Annotated in this window: 13 protein-coding genes and 1 pseudogene; 8 read left to right on the forward strand and 6 right to left on the reverse strand. The window is 40.1% G+C overall.

The genetic code is table 11. From position 1 onward, the window contains the following. Window positions 1-172: 172 nt before the first annotated feature. From P4S61_RS19520 to P4S61_RS19535, 4 genes are all read left to right on the forward strand, one after another. Complete coding sequence (locus P4S61_RS19520) at window positions 173-1,045, forward strand: ABC transporter ATP-binding protein (protein WP_337119018.1); 873 nt, start codon at window positions 173-175, stop codon at window positions 1,043-1,045. Next, window positions 1,036-1,248 (forward strand): hypothetical protein, encoded by a 213-nt coding sequence (locus P4S61_RS19525; protein WP_337119019.1) that lies wholly within the window; start codon window positions 1,036-1,038, stop codon window positions 1,246-1,248. Before P4S61_RS19520 ends, P4S61_RS19525 begins: the two co-directional genes overlap by 10 nt. Continuing rightward, on the forward strand, window positions 1,226-4,192 hold the full coding sequence (locus P4S61_RS19530; RefSeq protein WP_337119020.1) for a M1 family aminopeptidase: 2,967 nt from the start codon (window positions 1,226-1,228) through the stop codon (window positions 4,190-4,192). The genes P4S61_RS19525 and P4S61_RS19530 overlap by 23 nt, the downstream gene beginning before the upstream one ends. A gap of 175 nt (window positions 4,193-4,367) precedes the next feature. Further along, window positions 4,368-5,573, forward strand: a complete 1,206-nt coding sequence (locus P4S61_RS19535; RefSeq protein WP_337119021.1) for a sugar efflux transporter — start codon at window positions 4,368-4,370, stop codon at window positions 5,571-5,573. A 57-nt stretch (window positions 5,574-5,630) separates the two neighbouring features. On the opposite strand, the gene P4S61_RS19540 is transcribed toward P4S61_RS19535, so the two are convergent. Beyond that, window positions 5,631-7,898, reverse strand: a complete 2,268-nt coding sequence (locus P4S61_RS19540; protein WP_337119022.1) for a TonB-dependent receptor — start codon at window positions 7,896-7,898, stop codon at window positions 5,631-5,633. A gap of 256 nt (window positions 7,899-8,154) precedes the next feature. Between P4S61_RS19540 and P4S61_RS19545 the strand changes: the two are divergent. From P4S61_RS19545 to P4S61_RS19555, 3 genes and pseudogenes are all read left to right on the forward strand, one after another. Then, a pseudogene (locus tag P4S61_RS19545) lies at window positions 8,155-9,161 on the forward strand (LacI family DNA-binding transcriptional regulator). A gap of 101 nt (window positions 9,162-9,262) precedes the next feature. Next, the gene (locus tag P4S61_RS19550) at window positions 9,263-10,513 is read left to right on the forward strand and encodes an MFS transporter (protein WP_337119023.1); all 1,251 of its coding nucleotides are present in this window, start codon (window positions 9,263-9,265) and stop codon (window positions 10,511-10,513) included. Beyond that, window positions 10,510-12,006 (forward strand): trehalase family glycosidase, encoded by a 1,497-nt coding sequence (locus tag P4S61_RS19555; RefSeq protein ID WP_182757477.1) that lies wholly within the window; start codon window positions 10,510-10,512, stop codon window positions 12,004-12,006. The genes P4S61_RS19550 and P4S61_RS19555 overlap by 4 nt, the downstream gene beginning before the upstream one ends. Window positions 12,007-12,377: 371 nt before the next feature. Here the strand turns inward: P4S61_RS19555 and P4S61_RS19560 are convergent, their stop codons facing one another. Beyond that, window positions 12,378-13,127 (reverse strand): hypothetical protein, encoded by a 750-nt coding sequence (locus tag P4S61_RS19560; RefSeq protein ID WP_337119024.1) that lies wholly within the window; start codon window positions 13,125-13,127, stop codon window positions 12,378-12,380. A gap of 1,185 nt (window positions 13,128-14,312) precedes the next feature. Here P4S61_RS19560 and P4S61_RS19565 point away from each other — a divergent pair. Continuing rightward, window positions 14,313-15,005, forward strand: a complete 693-nt coding sequence (locus P4S61_RS19565) for a response regulator transcription factor (RefSeq protein WP_145234532.1) — start codon at window positions 14,313-14,315, stop codon at window positions 15,003-15,005. Between the two features lie 584 nt (window positions 15,006-15,589). Here P4S61_RS19565 and P4S61_RS19575 read toward each other — a convergent pair. From P4S61_RS19575 to P4S61_RS19590, 4 genes are read right to left on the reverse strand one after another with little or no spacing between them, the layout of a single operon-like run. Further along, window positions 15,590-16,363, reverse strand: a complete 774-nt coding sequence (locus P4S61_RS19575) for a CsgG/HfaB family protein (protein WP_145234530.1) — start codon at window positions 16,361-16,363, stop codon at window positions 15,590-15,592. Continuing rightward, on the reverse strand, window positions 16,364-16,804 hold the full coding sequence (locus P4S61_RS19580) for a curli assembly protein CsgF (RefSeq protein WP_145234528.1): 441 nt from the start codon (window positions 16,802-16,804) through the stop codon (window positions 16,364-16,366). Next, window positions 16,794-17,195, reverse strand: coding sequence for a curli production assembly/transport protein CsgE (locus P4S61_RS19585; RefSeq protein WP_337119025.1), 402 nt, complete (start codon window positions 17,193-17,195; stop codon window positions 16,794-16,796). Before P4S61_RS19585 ends, P4S61_RS19580 begins: the two co-directional genes overlap by 11 nt. 33 nt (window positions 17,196-17,228) lie before the next feature. Next, the gene (locus tag P4S61_RS19590; RefSeq protein ID WP_337119026.1) at window positions 17,229-18,743 is read right to left on the reverse strand and encodes a curlin; all 1,515 of its coding nucleotides are present in this window, start codon (window positions 18,741-18,743) and stop codon (window positions 17,229-17,231) included. Between the last annotated feature and the right edge of the window lie 59 nt (window positions 18,744-18,802).

The following is an 18,802-nucleotide window of genomic DNA, read 5'->3' on the forward strand; positions in this document are numbered from 1 at the left end:
TTTAAATGAATTACTTCACTTAGTTCAGCAAAATAATGATCAAAGGTCGTTTTTTAATGACAACTGCAAAATATTTGCTTTCATCCTTTAATTCAATGTGTTGATCATTGCTATGTAGCTTATTGTGCGGTGCTTTCTTAATGTGATTATTAATCAATTAAGGAACATAACGATGCTAACACTTACAAATATTAATAAAAAATATGCAGATGGTACCCAAGCATTAAGTGATATATCTATTACTTTACCAACCGGTATGGTGGGATTACTTGGGCCAAATGGGGCGGGTAAATCAAGCTTAATGCGCACGCTTGCGTGTTTGCAAAGCGTTGATACTGGTCAGGTGAACTTTGACGGTTTAGATGTGTTGCAACACCCTGATGAGATGCGCAAGCAGCTTGGCTATTTACCGCAACAGTTTGGTGTTTATCCAAATATGAGTTGTATTGCTTTGCTAGAGCATATCGCAATTTTAAAGGGCCTCAATAAAAAAGACCGACAGCAGCAAATAAGTGAGCTCTTGGCGCTATTAAATTTATCTCAGTTTGCAAACAAAAAGGTGAGCCACTTTTCTGGTGGGATGAAACAACGCTTTGGTATTGCTCAAGCGTTGCTAGGCTCCCCTAAGCTGATTATTCTAGATGAACCAACCGCAGGGCTTGACCCTGCTGAGCGCGAAAGTCTCAATAATTTATTGGTGACGATTAGTAAACAGCGCTTGGTGTTGTTATCTACCCACATAGTAGAAGACATAGAAAATCAGTGTCATTTTGTCGCGATGATCAACCAAGGTCGGTTAATTCAAAGTGGTGAAGTGGCAGCACTCATTAAGCCATTGCATGGTTGTGTATGGCTACTGGAGAGCCTTCCTAGTGTGTTACCGCAAGAGAGCTTTGTATTAAGCCAAAGTTATCGATACGGCAAGCCTTCATTTCGAGTTTATGCCACAACGGCTCCCGCTGAGCGTGCAAGACCTGGCGAAGTGACACTGCAAGATAGCTATTTTTATGAGTTGAAATTGCGAGGTAGTAACACATGCTACTGATCAACGAACTACGTTATGTACTTCGCCAGCCTTTGCTTTGGCTTTGCTTTGTAACTGCCCCTTTATTTGCGTTTACATTGTCATCAGGTTTAGCCGTCGAAGGCAGCGACGCTATAAATCAATTTAAATTACATCTAGTTGCACTGCAAATGATACAACTAGCTTTACTTACAGGTGCGCTTGCACCGACATTTTTTACGTGATCAAATACACAATATGCAAGAGCTGGTGGCAGTGACACCTATCACGTTTAAACAAAGCGCATTGCTACGTGTGGGAACGTTGGTGTTGTGTGTGTTTGTGATTGTGCTTATCAGTATGCTAGTAATGATGGTTATGCAAGTACACAGCAAAGGGTTTGACTGGCAAATCATTAATCAACTGGCTGTTAATAGTCTTTTTGTGCTGCTTCCTAATAGTTGTTTGCTTGGTGTAATTGCATTCTGGTTTTGTCAAAAATTCAGCAGCCCTCTGGTGAACTATGTTGTATTTGCAGTTTTATGGATTGGCTACTTACTGCTTGCAAGTGTCACGGGTAATCCCATATTGGCGGGAAGTAGTATTATCAGTGAAACTAGTTATCAACTGTTTATATGGTTAGATCCTTTCGCATACACTGCAATTATAGGTAGCTTTGTTGAGCCTCAGGGCTGGGTTATAGCCATTAATCGGGTGCTGATACTGTTACTCACAACCGCTATCTACTTTAGTACGGCGGCAGCGAGTAATGTGTTTAACTCGTTCAATAAGCGGGTAAAAAATGCAGTGAGTAATCTACAATCCGTTATAGTAGCAAGTGCTTCGTACCAACCTGTGGCTGCAAAAAACCATGAACTGCCGATATTTATCGCATGCTATAAAGTAGCGCTTTTCAATGTTTTAAAGCATCCAATAACACTGTTAATTTTATTAGCTTGGCCAGCCATGGTGTTTAATAATGTAGCCTCTTCTTCTGCTTATGCTGAGCCATTGAGTGTAATCAGCGCAACCAGCATCGATGCAATTAGTCACTATGCTTTTGATATGCAAATACTGTTTGGGTGTTTGCTGATGGTGCTTTGGAGCTGGCAAATCAGTTGCTATGCACGGCGCTTTAACATGGCTGAGCTAATTGCTGCTACGCCGATCAAAACGGCCACTATTTTATATAGTCAATTATTGGTATTGGCTACCCTGGTTATTATTTTTTCAACGATGAGCTTTGTTGGTGCTTCTTTGTCACAATGGTTTATTCATAGCCAATATGACGCGTACGATCATGTATATGTTCTGTGTTTAACGGCACTGCCCCTAATGATGATTGCATGGGTAACGGTGTGTGTGTTTAATTTGTGTCGTTCAATACTGATTTCAGGGCTGGTTGTTTTTGTAATGCTAATACTCAAATTTACACCAGTTATGACTTATTTAGGATTCACACACACATTTTGGAGCCTAGCTTGGACGCCATTGCAGCCACCGAGTGAATTTTGGGATTATCGGGCCAGTATTAGCAGTTATTGGCCTTATATACAGGTGTGGTTGTTTGCCTGTGTAAGTTTTATATTGCTAACGTGCGTATTTAGTCACCGCGGTGCAGGGCTTGATAGGCGTGCGGTTGTACGAAAAGATGCATGGCTAATAATGCCTGTGTTGCTCTGTGTTGGTTTATTTGTGCAATTACACCTACGTTTAGTTGATGAAAAGCCCCTTACCAATTCACATAAACGTGAGGCCTTTAAAGCGGATTATGAAAAAACCTTTGCAGGCTGGCAGCATAAGTTGCAACCTCAGGTTAGTCATATTGATGCAAAAATTGATTTTTACCCGCATCAACAGTTTGCAAAGTTTGATCTGGCTTACACCTTAAAAAACTCTCATCCAATGGCCATTAAGCAAATTTTAGTCGGCAGAGCTGGGTTTTATAAGTGGGCGAAGGTGAAGATTAAAGGTGCGACCCAAATCGCTTTTTATCCTGACTTAAATCAGGCTGTATATGAGTTTGACGTTGCAATAAAACCACATGAAACACGACAATTAACAACACAATTTGAAGTACATCAAGCGAAATTGTGGCCTGCTGGTGGACATCAAATAATTACGCCTGAATTTAGTTATATTCGAGCAGTTCCGGTGCTGCCAACCATTGGCTATCAAATCAACTATGAGTTAACAGATACAAGCTTACGAGCTCAATATGGTTTGCAACAAAAGCCTCGCCCTTTAGCTTCAGCGTTAGTTACTAAAGGGCAAAATAGACCAGCACACTATGAGCGTATAACGATGTCGAGCACAGTATCAACGGCAACGGGGTACCAAGTTGTGACACAGGGCAAGCAAATTACGCATCAACGTGAACAGGGTCGTGAAATATTTAAGTTTAAAACAGTGTCTGCAATTAATAACTTACCAGCTTGGCTGTCAGTGCCTTTTAATGCTGAAACTAAAAAACATGATGGTGTTACTTTACAAGTATTTGCAAAAAAACAAGAGCCGATTGAGCGTTCAGATGCAATTGCCGTTAACTTTCAAGCAATGATGGACACACTTGATTGGTTTAAAAATAATATTGTTGCGTATAAAGCCAAGCAATTAAGCTTAATTGCAGCTCCCCCATTTGGTGGCACTGGGTATGCTTTACCACAAATTATATTAATTGAGGATAAAGTTGGGTTTAGGGCTCGTCCAAGCGTTGGTGCTGGCTTTGATCAGCGTTATCGCCGTGCAGTGCATGAAACCGCGCATCAGTGGTTTGGCCATGATATAGGTAATAGTGTGCCTGCAGATAGTGCCTTTTTAATGGAATCGATGGCTAAATATATCGAATTAGTCGTGTTAGAAAAACGCTACGGTAAAACCGCTATGAACGCATTAGTTGATTATGAAACAAAGCGTTATGAGCAGGCATCGCGCATGGATATTACCGCTAAAATGGCGTTGATTGATTCAACAAAAAATTATGATCAATACTCAAAAGCCACCATCGTGTTTGCAAAACTAAGGTCTAAAGTAGGCGATAAAGCGATAACTAATGCACTTAAGTCAGTATGGCAAGAGTATGCTTATCCAAATCGGCCTGCGACAGCAATGGATTTTATTCGAGCATTGAAACAACAGGTTGAGGAGCAGCATATTGCATTTATCAATTCGCTGTTTTTAGACGTTTAAGTGAACTAAAAGCTATAATTTGCAAACCGTGGCTTGGTTTTATGCTTAGCTTAGTGGCTGATTAAATGTGCGAATTTTAAATAGTCGTGATTATTAAATAACCCGATTTGTATTTTAATATTACTTAAAGCCACGTATAATGCGCGGCTTATTTTTAGTGTCTGTATGGTGTTTTTTGAAGTCGATATTCAAACAATATGGTGTGGTATTTATCTTGTTAAGCTTATTAACGGGCTTAATAGGCGCATTTGTTAATCCACTAATGAGTTTGTTTATTGTTGAAGGCTTACAAAGTCCACCTATATATTTGGGTGTATACACTACAGGTGTCACTTTGATGGGCATTCTCTTTAGCCAATGGTTAGGTGGATTGGCCGATAAGGGCGTGAGCGCTAAAAAGATGTTTATGATTGCGGTCTCTGGCATGGGGATGGCGTTAATCATATTCGCTAACGCAACGTCTTTTTGGCAGGTATTTGCTGCCGGAGTACTCTTGCTGTCGATGGGCAATGCCGCGATACCGCAAGTTATGACTATTGCTCGCCAGTGGGCTGATGAGCAAGATCATATTGATATCACCCAGTTTAATACTCGCCTTAGAGCGGCTATTTCATTTGCATGGGTCGCAGGCCCGCCGCTTGGCTATTTAATTGCATCAGGAGTTGCCTTTAGTCGCTCATTTTATACCGCAGCTACGTTTGCGTTGTTGGCATTAATTTTTGCAATGAAGTTTTTGCCCAGTGTTAATGCTAACGACAGAGCTAAGAAAGCTGAGCCAAATCAGCCGATCAATCAATCGTTTTGGGCTTTAGGTGCTGCTATAACCTTTGGCTCAATTGGCAATATTATGTACGCCAGTGCCTTACCGCTTTATACAATTAATGAACTGGGCTTTGCCAATAATATGCCTGGAATATTTATGGGCATGGTGGCATTAATCGAGATCCCTGTGATGTTGTATAGCGCAAAGCTCAGTAAACGCATCACTAAAACAGGCTTGTTAGGTTTTGCTTTTAGTTGCGCTATTTTGTTCTATATTGGCGTATTTTTTTCCGATCAAGTATGGCAATTCTTTGTACTGCAAGGTGTAAATGCTATTTTTTATGGGATCTTTGCGGGTATCGGCTTGACTATTTTGCAAGAGCAACTGCCATCACGAATTGGTTTTACCTCTGCTTTTTATGGCAATGCTATTAAAGTAGGGGTCATGCTTGGCACTGCCAGTACCGGTTTAATTGCGCAGTGGTTTAGTTTTCGTTTTGCCACTCTAGGCTCGCTTATTGCGGCAAGCATTGCTATGACTTTTTTAATAATATTTAGTTATTTAAAGCGCCAAGAGAGCGAGTCGCAAGAGCCGATTTTTGCTCAAAACGTGATTTAAAAAAGCCGCAGTGTATTAACCACCACGGCTTTGGGTATTGATCCAGGGAGATGGGGGTTAGAATTCGTAGCTTACGCTTAAGCGTGTTGTACGAGGCATAATGTAACGGCCATTGGGCGCGTCAGCATTACGTGGGTCGCCTTCGGTAATACCTTGCTCGTTGGTTAAGTTATCAATTGCTAATTGCAGTTTGATCCCTTCCATTGGCTCAAGGATAAAACCTAAGTCAACTTTTTCGTAGCCATCAAGTGTCACGGTGTTTTCATTATTACCAAAGCGGTCATCTACTGCTGACACAGTACCATAGAGTGTGGCGTACATGCCGTCTACTTCAAAGTCATAGCTTGGTGTTACACGTACTTGCCATTTAGGCTGGCGCTGTGCTTCATTGCCTTTATTTTCTGGACTTTCAGTGATTTCGGTTTGTTGTAATGTGGTATTTAAATTAACAGAAAAGCCAGATTCATGATTAAAGTTGTAATCAAGTTCAACACCATACGCTTCGTTGGTTAAAATTTCAGCTGGCACACCCGGGCGACTTACAAAGGTATCGCCTTTGACTTCGTTGGTAAATAAAGTGGCAAAAAAGTCAGTGCTTTGAGTGATCAGTTTATAGCCAAGTTCAGCTTGAGTGACTTCTTTAATTAGTTTTTCACCCCCTTGGTATGCGCCAAAATTATCTCTAAAGTCATCAAAATATGGCATTTTATAACCACGGTTAACGCGAGCAAATACGCCCATGTCATCATTAATTGAATAGTTTAAACCGGTTGTCCATGAGGTTTTACTTTCATCGTAATCAACAGCTTTAGTGATAATACCGTCAAGGTCTTCATCAACACTGTACTGCACATCATGGTTTTCTTTACGTACACCTAAATCAAGTGTAAATGCATCTGCAAATTTATATTGGCCTGTAAAGTAAAGGGCATTGGTGCGTGCATCGCCTGTTGAGCTGATATCGTAATTAAAACCACACCCATCAGTGTTTTGGTTACATTCAATACCATTTAATAATTCACCACCGGCTTCCAGCACATGATACGCCGTATTACCTAAGCTCCACCAATCGCTCGCAGATGTGCTTGCTGTGTAATAACCAAAAGTGGCTGATACGTCACCAAATTGTTTTGAAAAAGCTAAGTCGTTAGTAAACGAGCTTATTTCTTTTAATACTACCCAGCGACCCAGCTGCTGAATCGCGGTGTCACTAGCGTATTCGGTGTCAGTCACCGCACCAAATGCAGTTTGGCCATTGTCGGCCACTTCACCAACCGTCGTTGCTGAGCCATTGGGTACTAGACCAAATGTATTAGCATCGCCTTTGGTAATGTTAAAACGATCAATAAATTGCCAGCCATTATCAAATTCAAGTTTAATACTACCGCCGGATACATGGCCATCCCATCCTCGGCCATCACCTAGGTCAATGTCGTGTGCTTGCGCATTTGGGCCGGTAAAAATGGTCGCTTGACGGTTAAGTGTGCCAAGTTGGGTATATTCAGCATCAATGCCATTAACATTGAGTGGTGTTGGTAAGTACCATGCGCCATGATCGTCTGTTTGACGGGTATAAAAGTTAAGCTCGCCATTGTCTAACTCTTTAGTTATGTTAATTGTAAATTGGCTGCCTTTTTCAGAAGTAAAGCCTGCATCACGAATACCCGGTGAGCTTTTAACATAGCCGCCTACCATAAAATATAGGTCGTCGCTGATTTCACCACTTACTACAGCATCAACACGTTGCAAATCGTAATCAGAGGTGGTGTATTTAAATAAGCCTTGGGTATCTTCGCTGCCACGCTTTAAACGAAAGTTAGTGGTTAAGCCCGGCTGGCCGTTAGAAACCACTGGGTTTGGACCACCACGTAATGCTTCCATGGTTTCAATGGCTTCGTCGATTCTAAATAATGATGAGTTTTCTAAAAACGATAATGTTGGTGCTGGGTAAATAGGAGAACCTTCAAGGCTTAGGGTTAAAAATGGCGCATCACCACCACCAGGAAAACCACGAACAAATACATTAGCGCCAGATTCACCACCCGAGCTTTCAACCCACACACCGGGAACTGCTTTAAATAAGTCCGCAGTACTTTTTGGTGATAGTTTAATTATTTGCTCAGCATCAATATTTGTCACAGCATAGCTGGCATCAATTTTACGAACGCCCATACCTGCAGGTGTACCAGAAACTACAATGCGTTCAACTTTTTTATCTGTGGTTGTTTGCGCGCTTGTTGCTGGTTGATCTGCAAGCACGGTTTGACTGGATAGCGCTAAAATAATAGCGCAAGCAAGTTTGCTTGGTGTGTGTGTTGTTGTCATGTTGGTATTCCCATTTTTTGTTCGTTATTTAAAAAACTATAAATAACAAAGCACTAACTAATTTAATGAAATGTTAATGCTGTGTTCTTTTAAACCTTAGAACTTTATGCAAACGTTTGCAATTGTTTTTTTAACTTTCTGTATTATTTTTATACACGGTTATGTTTATGACTAAATTTAGGCCTTGGCGCAGCCTAATTTTAATAATGATGGTATATTGCAACTTCACGATTTAAGGAAGGCTTCGTACTTAGCAATGAATAACAAACAACTAAAGTTAGCGGATCTAGCCAAGCTTGCTGGAGTATCAACCTCGACTGTTTCTCGTGCGTTAAATGATAACCCATTGATAAAAAAAGAAACTAGAGATAAATTAAAGCAGTTAGCAAAGCAACATAACTTCAGTTTAAATACGGCTGCGAGCCGCCTTCGCTCACAAAAAACCAATGTTGTAGCAGTGATCATAAATTTCGACAGTGGCACTGAGCAATCAATTAACGACCCTTTTTGCTTAAGGTAGTCGGAGAGATAAACCTCGCGTTGAATAAACAAGGGCTAGAACTTCTACTCTCAAACTCATTTATGGCCGGTGATGACTGGGCTAATTACTTTATCAATAGCCGTCGGGCTGATGGCATTATTGTGGTTGGGCAAGGCAAAGATCCGGCAAACATTGAAGCCGCCGCTAATGCAGGCGTGCCCTTAGTTGTTTGGGGTGACCCAAAAACTCCCAGTAATTATCCCATTGTAGGCAGTGATAACTTTGTTGGGGGTCGTCTTGCGACTGAACACTTATTAGCAGGTGGTGCTAAAAATATTGTATTTTTGGGAGACCCAGGACATGCTGAAATTGGCGAACGTTACCGTGGCTATTTAGCGGCTCTAAATACGGCTAACGCTATAGCACACGTAGTGTCTATCGATATTACTAGTAGCGCAGCATACCATGGGATCAACCAATTACTAGTCGCGAAAGGTTTATGTTTCGACGGCATTATGGCGTGCAGCGATATGGTGGCACTAGGCGCTATGAAAGCGTTAAAAGAGCGCTATATCAGTATTCCTAACGATGTTGCGTTAGTTGGTTTTGATGATATTGCCATGGCAGATGTGAGTCACCCATCACTTTCGAGCATTAAACAAAACACTCAGCGAGCCTCAGTATTACTGGTTGAAAAATTATTAGCGCAGTTACAAGGCCAGTCAGCTGAATCGCAAGTTGTTGAAATAGAATTAATTAATCGTCAATCTAGCAAAGGATAAACTGTAGGGTGAGTTAACTCAATTTATAAATAAAATGCAAACGTTTGCATTTTATTTTGCGCTACACTATGCTAAAAGAAATCAACATCAGGTTAACGTGTATGAACCCAATAAGAATAACCATAGCGTTGGCGTGTAGCTATTTCGTGTTCGCTATTTTACTCAATAGTGTTGGCACCGTAATTTTACAAGCCATCAATAGTTTTGACATAACAAAAACGCAAGCTTCTGTTTTAGAAGGCTATAAAGACCTTACCATAGCAATAGTTTCTTTTGTTGTTGCATCATTTATTCCTCGACTTGGCTATAAACTGGCCATGCTTATAGCGTTGGGGCTGGTTGCCTTAATGTGCTTGTTAATGCCCTCAATTGCACAGTTTTATGCGTTCAAAGTATTGTTTGCTGTGATTGGTTGCAGCTTTGCGATTATGAAAGTATCCGTTTACTCGGTTATTGGCCAAGTCACTGATAACGCCAATCAGCACTCAGCATTGCTTAACACCATTGAAGGTATTTTTATGCTTGGGGTGTTATCTGGCTATTGGGTGTTCTCATGGTTTATTGATAGTAGTAATGCGCAAAATACAGCATGGTTGAACGTGTATTATTTGCTGGCTTTGTTAGCGGGTATGGCTTTTATTACAGTGCTTATAGCGCCAATAAAAGTTCCGCAAAAAGCAACATTACGTACCAGTCAATTAGCTGCTTTTATTGACATGCTAACACTCACTTATAAACCTCTAGTGGTTATATTTATTATCAGTGCATTTTTGTATGTGTTGATTGAGCAAGGGGTAGGGACTTGGTTACCTACTTTTAATAATCAAGTACTTAAGCTGCCAGTTGATATTAGTATTCAACTGGCCAGTGTGTTTGCCGCAGCACTGGCGCTAGGTAGACTAGTGGCGGGGCAGATATTACGCGTTATTGGCTGGTATAGTTTGTTGTTAAGTTGTTTGGTTGCTATGGCCGTGCTGGTGCTACTAGTTTTACCGCTGACTCATGAAATTGATGGCAGCCAAGTAACGAGTGTATTTGATGTGCCTTTTGCAGCATACATGCTGCCGCTCATTGGCTTTTTTATGGCTCCTCTTTACCCATTACTTAACTCTGTGATGCTCAGTGCGTTAGCCGCTCACCAGCAGGCAGCTATGACCGGACTTATCGTGGTTTTTTCAGCATTAGGCGGCACCACTGGTTCAGTAATTACCGGCTTCATCTTTGATAAATTTAGTGGCCAACATGCCTTTTATCTTACCTTGATCCCAATTAGCTTGTTGTTGATCAGTGTAACTTTATTTAAAAAAATGACAGTAAACTTAGGCGCAGTGCCAGAAAAAGGAACGATATGAACTTTGTAAATAGCCAATTATTTTTAGATGTGCAACTGGCGGCTATATTTAGTGACAGTAAAACTTTTGCTGATGCGATTGCTAATGATAGTTGGCAGTTAGCATGCGACCTTTACTTACGCGTTAAACCACTTACTACACCACAGTTAACAGAATTTGTAGCACAGCATTTTACGTTTGAATCAACACAGCTCCCAACTCAGCAAAGCAACAGCGATAGTGTGCAAAGCTATATTGCCAATTTATGGCCGTATTTGCATCGCAATGCAGACACAGCTAAAGCCAGCTCTTTATTACCACTTAAACACAGCTACATAGTACCGGGTGGGCGCTTTCAAGAAATATATTATTGGGATAGTTATTTTACTGCGTTAGGTTTGCAAGATATTGGCGATATAGACAGTATCGAAGCCATGCTTGCTAATTTTATTGATCTGCAAAATCGTAATGGTTGTATTCCCAATGGCAACCGCAGTTACTATAGTTCTCGCTCGCAGCCTCCTATTCTAGCGCTGATAGTTGATTTAATTTGGCAAGCAAAATACTGTAAAAATAGTGACTTTGCATGGTTAACTGATTGCGTTGTTGCCCTTGAGCAAGAATATACATTTTGGATGCAGGGGGCAGAGCTACTGAGTGAGCAAATATCAAGCCATAAGCGTGTAGTAAAAATGGCAAATGGTGCATTACTTAACCGTTACTGGGATGATCAAGCAACACCACGGCCAGAATCACTGCGTGAAGATTTGCATGATGCCTCATTACTTCCTGAACAGCAAAGAGCTAATTACTATAGAAATATTAGAGCTGCGTGCGAGTCTGGTTGGGATTTTAGTAGTCGCTGGCTGGGTAATAATAAGCTTACCAGTATTCAAACCACGGATATTATTCCTGTGGACCTCAATAGTTTACTTTATTACCTTGAAAAACAGCTGGGTCATTACTTTGCGGTATTAAACAATACAAATAAGCAACAGTATTTTGAGCAACAAGCAGCTCAAAGACGTGCGGCAATTAATCAGTATTTATTCAGTACTGATATGGGGTTTTTTGTTGATTTTAATTATCAAATCCAGCAACAATCTACAGTGCTGTCGCTTGCCGCCACCGTCCCATTATTTGTCAATTGTGCTAGCGAAGAGCAGGCGGTGTTGGTTAAAAATAAGCTTATGAGTGACTTTTTAAAACCAGGCGGATTAGTAACAACCCTCAATGAGACTTCCCAGCAATGGGATAGCCCTAATGGCTGGGCACCACTGCAGTGGTTTGCTGTACACGGATTTCACCAGTATGGCTTTGTTGCAGATGCAAACACCATCATGAGCAATTGGTTACAGATGATAGAAAACAGTTTTAAAACCGACCACTGTCTACTCGAAAAATACAATGTTTATGAGCCTGAAAATAGAGCTGGAGGTGGCGAGTACAAAGTGCAGCAAGGCTTTGGCTGGACCAATGGAGTTACTTCTCGATTTTATCACTTAATAAAATAACGTAATAGCCAAGGATTGGCTTTAAAATTGTTTAGTCGTTATGCATCAGACATCTAAATTTTCATTCTTTTGATAAATCAGATGCAATATAACCCCCATCTTTGTTATTAGCATTGAAGATAGGTGTCATTATAAGTTTGTTCCTTATACAGAACATGGAATAGCGGTTTAAAGGAGAGAGTAATCGTCTGCTAATACACTCCTACAAAACAGCTAAGAGTGATTGTTATCAGCCAATTAAGCAAAGATATTTAGCGATGTTGCTGCTCTCTTTTTAGCGTGAAATAAAAGCTTTTCATGAGTATATACATGGTTACGGCCAGCTATATTCATACTTTTCAATAGTATAAAAGCATGATGTAGCTAAGGTTTTAAAAATTACAGGGGATATTGTCAATAATCGCTTGTGATGCTACCTGGCCAAATAATGCTTGTGTTATTGCATCTCCTGGTAAGGTATCGCTAAACGTTAATAAATCGGCTGACTTCCCTGTTATGGTTTCATACAACACCAATGAGGAAAGCAACTTACCTAACATTGTTGCATGATTCCCGTCAGCCTGATGAATGGTTAACTCAGGCGATATTTCGAAGGCTTGATTCCATGCTAACCCTACAGGGGCCACACAACTATGTTGCTCTTTAGCAATATCTACATGAATACCGTGTACGTAAATTGCATCTTGTGGCTTTCCTGCCAGTGGATGTTCAGGAAAAAGAATTGGCGTGGCACCTATCGCTTTTGCTCGTTGTATCCAAGTTACAGTGGCATCGATAGGATAAAATTCCGACTGGCTTTGAGAGTATTTTTGCCCTTGTAAAATAACATGGGTCCATTGTTTATTTTGTATTGTTTCAATAATGCTTTCGTTATTAACGATCGTGTCGAGAAATGCTCCATTGCGAGTGTCAATATTTACCGTTTTATTGGCGTCACCATGAGAAAATATTTCTGTTAGTAAAGATTCAATACCGGCTACATGGCTATTACCAATAATTAGAATATTATAATTACTTAATTCTCTGTTATTGGGGATTGGTAAATTATCCGTTGATTTTATTGGCTCACTAGTGCCATTTCCAGCAGGGATGGCTGCTTCTGATGTGGGAGTCGACCCCACACGCACACAGCATAAGTATTGCAGAATAAATAATTAGGTTTTTCTCATCATTCCCTCGATAGTTAATAGTTATTTTTTTAGTGTGGAATTTGGCTTGATGTATCCTATTTTTTTGCCACTTTATTTAAATTTATTATAAAACTCGTCAGTTATGGTTGTCATTTTGCAATTCAATGTGGTGTTTTTTCGCTTCATTATAAACAATGCATAAACTTGTACTCATCAAATCAACAGCAAAGATAAAATTATATCGCTGTTAAAATCATTTGATACGGTGTTCCAATTACCTGCAGTGCCTTTAGAAATAGTTTAAAACAATGCGTTAAAGTCTAAATCTTTTTGTTGAACATTTTCATCATTAGCAACACCGTAAAAACGATGGTGCACTGCATATAGTCACATTCCATTTACATTACCACCAAGTTTGAAGCAAATAAAGTAAATATCTACTCCTTGGCTACCGACATTTAATAAACAGATACTGAAACGTCTTGTTTTAGGACCATTGGCATGTGGCTCTTACTTTCGCGTTAAACTACTCACAAGAGCGAAATTAACAGAATTAGTAACGTAGCATTTTTACATTCGTATCAACCAAGCTTCCAGCTAAGCAAAGGATCACAGAGGCCAGAATCATTGCGTGAAGATTTAAAGTATGCCTAATTACATCCTGAGCACCAACGAGCTAGTTACTATAGAAATATTAGAACCGCGTGTGATTATGGTTGAGATTTTAGTCGTTGCTGGCTTTGTAATAATAAGCTTATGAGTGACTTTTTAAAACGAGGAAGATTACATCCCTCAATGAGACTTCCCTGCTATGGGATAGCCACAAATGCTCACTGGTGCTAGAAAGTACTTTTAATACTGACCACTGTCTACTCTAAAAAAGTACAGTTTTTATTGGGCTTTAAATAGGCTAGAGCTGGCGAGTACAAAGTGCAGCAAGGCTTTGGTTTATAACCTCACGATTTTATTATTTAATCAAACCATAAGTTAATAATAAAGTTTTGATTTAAATCATTTTTATAGCTAAAATGGATTAGTTAAAAGGTGCTTGATAGTCAAGCATCTAGACGTCTAAATTTTTTATTCTCTTTATAAATCAATAGATTTGAGTGAAATAGGTTGAACATTGGAGTTGTTTTAGGTATTGTAAACAAAATGTTTCAAGGACGAGATGCAATGATTCAACCAACCTCAGTATTTATCAAAACCGTTTTTAAAATGCCTGTCCGTTCGCAGTGTTATCCATACTTAATTAAAACGTTAGATGCATTTTTTAGTAAAGTAAAAATGGACGACAGTCTACCCCATAATGACAACCGCAATGAGTTTGATCTTTTCTTAATTGATAGCAGCGGCTGCAATTGGCAAAACTTAATACCAGCAGACTTATTAGCCTTAGCCAAAGTGAAACCTGTGATTGTGTTTAATGCGCATTCTGACGCTATTTGTGAAAAAAACTTGTTACTTAATAATTTTAAGGGAGTCTTTTATAACAATGACCTTCCTGAGGACGTATTTACCGGATTAATGCGGATCATTAATGATGAGCTCTGGTTCAGTCGCAAGATTATTTCTTCTACATTTAATGAAGTGCTCGCGATGGTAAGTCATTATGATCATCAACCTAGCAGTGATGCTGGTAGTGAACATCAAGTGTTAAAAAGCCTGACTAAACGAGAAAAATCAGTGGTTTATTTACTTGCGCAAGGTGCGAATAACCATAGTATCGCAGAGCGGTTAAATATCAGTGATCACACCGTAAAAACACACCTTTATAGCGCATTTAAAAAAACAAATTCACGAAATCGTATTGAGCTATCTAATTGGGCACAGCGATATATGGCGGTACGATTACCGTTGCATGACTAACAGATCAACCATAATATGCACCCAATTATAACCAGTAGGATGGAGCATCAGTAACTGCATATTTTGTGATATTGTTTCAGGTAAAGCACCTTGTGACCCTGTTTGGGAGGATGAAAGCATTTAGTATTTCTGACTATCTATCCAAATACAAAAGGAGCAACTGTGGTTATTCCTAAGCAGCACCTTAGTCGTTATGCTTTTGCGCAATCTGATGAAGTACTTGCAAAGCTGATTGTAGCCACTAAAAAGTTGCTCTTATTTTAGACTCTGCGCTAGAGGGAGGGGAGAACAGGTATGTTTTTGAAATTTATATTCTCACTATTGTGAAAGAGCCGACGACAGTGAGCTCGCTGCTTTTGCCAAACAGATCAGAGAGTACGCATAACCTTTGTTTATATAATACTCAATCGGTAATTGCAGCCCTAATACTCTTCATACATTACGTTGGTTTTTGATTGGTGCTATATCGGTGCTGGTATACAGATATAACACCTGTTATTGCTATTTTTGTATCTCATGGTTAGCTATAGAATAAGCTAACCAGAAATCAGAATCGTTATGCCAGCGTTGATAGACGTTAATTATCAACTACGCTTTGTTGCCCATATGCCTTTATCAATGCCTTTGATGACTAGATCACTGAGGGCTTTTTCAATTGCTTGGGTTACGCAAATACTCATCGGTTCGTTATCACTAAAACCCGCTTCGGCTTCGGCTAAACGTTTATAACTAACATAACGGAAAAACCCTGCGCGCATTTCTTGGCTGAGCACTTTTTTGCTGGTGGCTACGGACAATAATACTTGCCCAGTACGCACGTCTACGGCACGTAAGTAAATAGAGATAGCATCTTCGCGGTAGAGTTCTGACGCGCCGATGCCAAAATATTCCATGCCAAAACCACCGGTTTTTACATTGGTGTCGTAGCTAATTATACCGCCTTCTAAAATGATTTTAGCGGTGGTCAGTGGTGGTAATTCAACAGCATTTGGCTGTTCGGCTTGGGCGGCACGAATAATTTTTCTTTCAGTCAGAATATTTTGCAAACCTTCACGTTCAACCGGAATAAACCAATCAGATTCGTGTAGCGCTTGTATTAAGATGGAATTAGCCCCTTGAGTGACGGCGGTTGAAAATGAACTAACATTGCCTTGCGGTTTATATTGGCCCGTTTGATCACGAAAAGAATATACCGATACGGCGATACTGCCAGCAGGTGTTGGTAACTGTTGAAGTGCTTTAAAGGTTTCAGTGGGGGTTAAACTTGCGGCCAACTGTTGCGAAGGTGGGATCAAATTGCCCATGCTACTGCATGCGGATAATGCCAGGGTAAGTACTGCAATAAATAGCGCTTTCATTTAGCTAAACCTCGGTACTTCAATGACCACGACACTGTTGTCAGTGGTGTTGGTTATTCGCACTGTAATTGAATCTACGGTACTGGTGATCACTTGAATTTCGTAATCACCACTTAAAAAAATTGAATCTTGGTTAAAAATACTTTCATCTATATCTTCACCAAAGGCAATATCAGTGATCTCTCTTACCATGCGGTTTAAGTAGGTACGTTCTAGAGAATCTTGAAATTTCTCAGCGTAGCTTTGTTCAATTATTGGTGCTTTATGTTTATTTTGCGCTTGCGCTTTATTTAATAGCATACTGGCATTGAGTGGACTACCTCCGAAACTTGGATTAATGGGGGTATACACAAGCTCTGTTGCAGATACCGATAAGGGGAGTAATATCATTATAGTTGTTGTTATATATTTTCTTGAGTCGGGGGCCATTTTACCATCCATTTTTTGCCATATCGGGCGAAGCTTTATGTAAATTAGAGCGCGCCATCGCATCCATAACACTGTATAAAGCGTGTTCTACACGCTCATCAATAGGCTCCAAGCGACGCCCTAAATAGGTTACATATACAATTTGATTATTCATTACTAAGGTCAGTTTTGTGCCAGCCCGAGGAAATACGGTCTCTTTTATTTCTATATTAAAACCAGCGGTTGAGGGTAGGTCGCGCCAAAGGTTTGAAAATTCAAAATAAAACTGGTGACCAAAGCGACTAATGCTGCGATCGAGCACTAGGCCATCTATTTCTAATTCGTCAGCGCCTTGAGATAAGTGGCTAAAGGTAGTTAAAAAAAGCAGGCTTAGCGCGGTAATAAGCGTTCTAACTAATGTCATGTTTAATATGGGGGGACGTGCCCCCCAATATCCTTATTCTTGGGTCACAGTTGCTGTGTTGTAATCGCCCACTTGGGTGATCACGACTGAAGTGTTAGAAGCGGTAATAGCACCTTCAACTAAGTTGCCATTGCCTACTTGTGTGACTGTGAAGTTGATGTTGTCACCACCAACGATAAATGCACCCGTATCGATACCTGCTACCATATTCATATCGCCTTGCTGCGAAATATCAATAGAATGGTTGCTGCCTTCCATAACTAAATCAATCGCATTCAGATCGCCACTTTGGCTAAAATCAACGCTATTGTTATTACTATTTAGCACACTTGCAAAGGTTAATGTTGCTTCATTTGTGCTGCCTAATTGACTGATATTAATGTCATTATCGTTTGAAGTAAGCGATGTGTCAGGGTACGAAGATTGAATTAAAGCGGTATTCATGTCACCGGCTTGAGCTAAATCAACGTCGTTGCCTTGACCATTAAAATTAGCGATGTGAGCGCTGTTTTCGTTACCAATTTGAACGCTTGAGAATTCATTGTCAGCGCCAATTGTGCCCAAGTAGGTCTCGTTCATTGAGCCATTTTGCATAACAGTGAGTTCATTGTTATCACCTAATACATCAGCCCCAACTTGATTATTATCTTGTTGTTGATCAACCGAAACTTGATTGTCATTACCGGCAAATAACTCAGATGTGAAGGTATTGGTATTACCTTCTTGGTCGATTGATAGGGTGTTTTCGTTTCCTTCAACACTTGCAAAAGTCGCAGTATTTGAATCACCCGCTTGTTCGATGTCTAAGCTGTTTTCATCGCCGCGAACAGAAGCAACCGTAACGCCGTTGAAATTACCTTCTTGTGCTATTACTACTTCATTCGTATTACCAACGAGTTCAGTAAGTGTAAAAGCGTTAAACAAGCCGTTTTGAGTAACTTCAATGGTGTTTTCGTCACCACTAATAGTTGCCAGCGTTGCTTCATTTAAAAGGCCTGCTTGAGATGCGCTAATTTTGTTGCTATTACCTTGCAAATCCAAATTATAAAACCAATGGCCGCCATCTTGCTGAGTAACTGCAATGTCGTTAGCATCACCTTGAACTACGTTAATCGCTTCGTTATTAATACCAAAAAAGCCCGTGCCAAACTGCGCAACATTGACTGAGTTATCATCGCCTGTTATGTCTGATAGAGCGCCATTAACTTCACCATCTTGGCTGTGACTTAGGGTGTTGTTATCGCCTATTACGTACGTTAAAGACAAGTTTTGAATTTGTTTTTGATCAACATTAATGCTGTTGTTATCGCCTAAACTTGTTACGTTTGCTTCAAGGCCATCACCTTGTTGCGTGACCATTACATCGTTACCCATACCTTGCAATGATGTTTGTTCAATAGTGAGGACATTGCCTACCGCAGTAGTTGACACTTGACTTGCTAATACAGAGGTTGATTGGTTTTTATCGTCGATATTTGCGTGTGCAACAAAGCTTGAACTTAATGCAACTGCGATTGCACATGTCAATAAAGATTTATTTAACTTCATGATTTTTCCTTAACTTATAATTATTAGAGCAGTCATTAATGGGTTGTGGATACCTTAAT

This window comes from Pseudoalteromonas sp. B160 (genome assembly GCF_037162485.1).
GTDB classification, from domain to species: domain Bacteria; phylum Pseudomonadota; class Gammaproteobacteria; order Enterobacterales; family Alteromonadaceae; genus Pseudoalteromonas; species Pseudoalteromonas rhizosphaerae.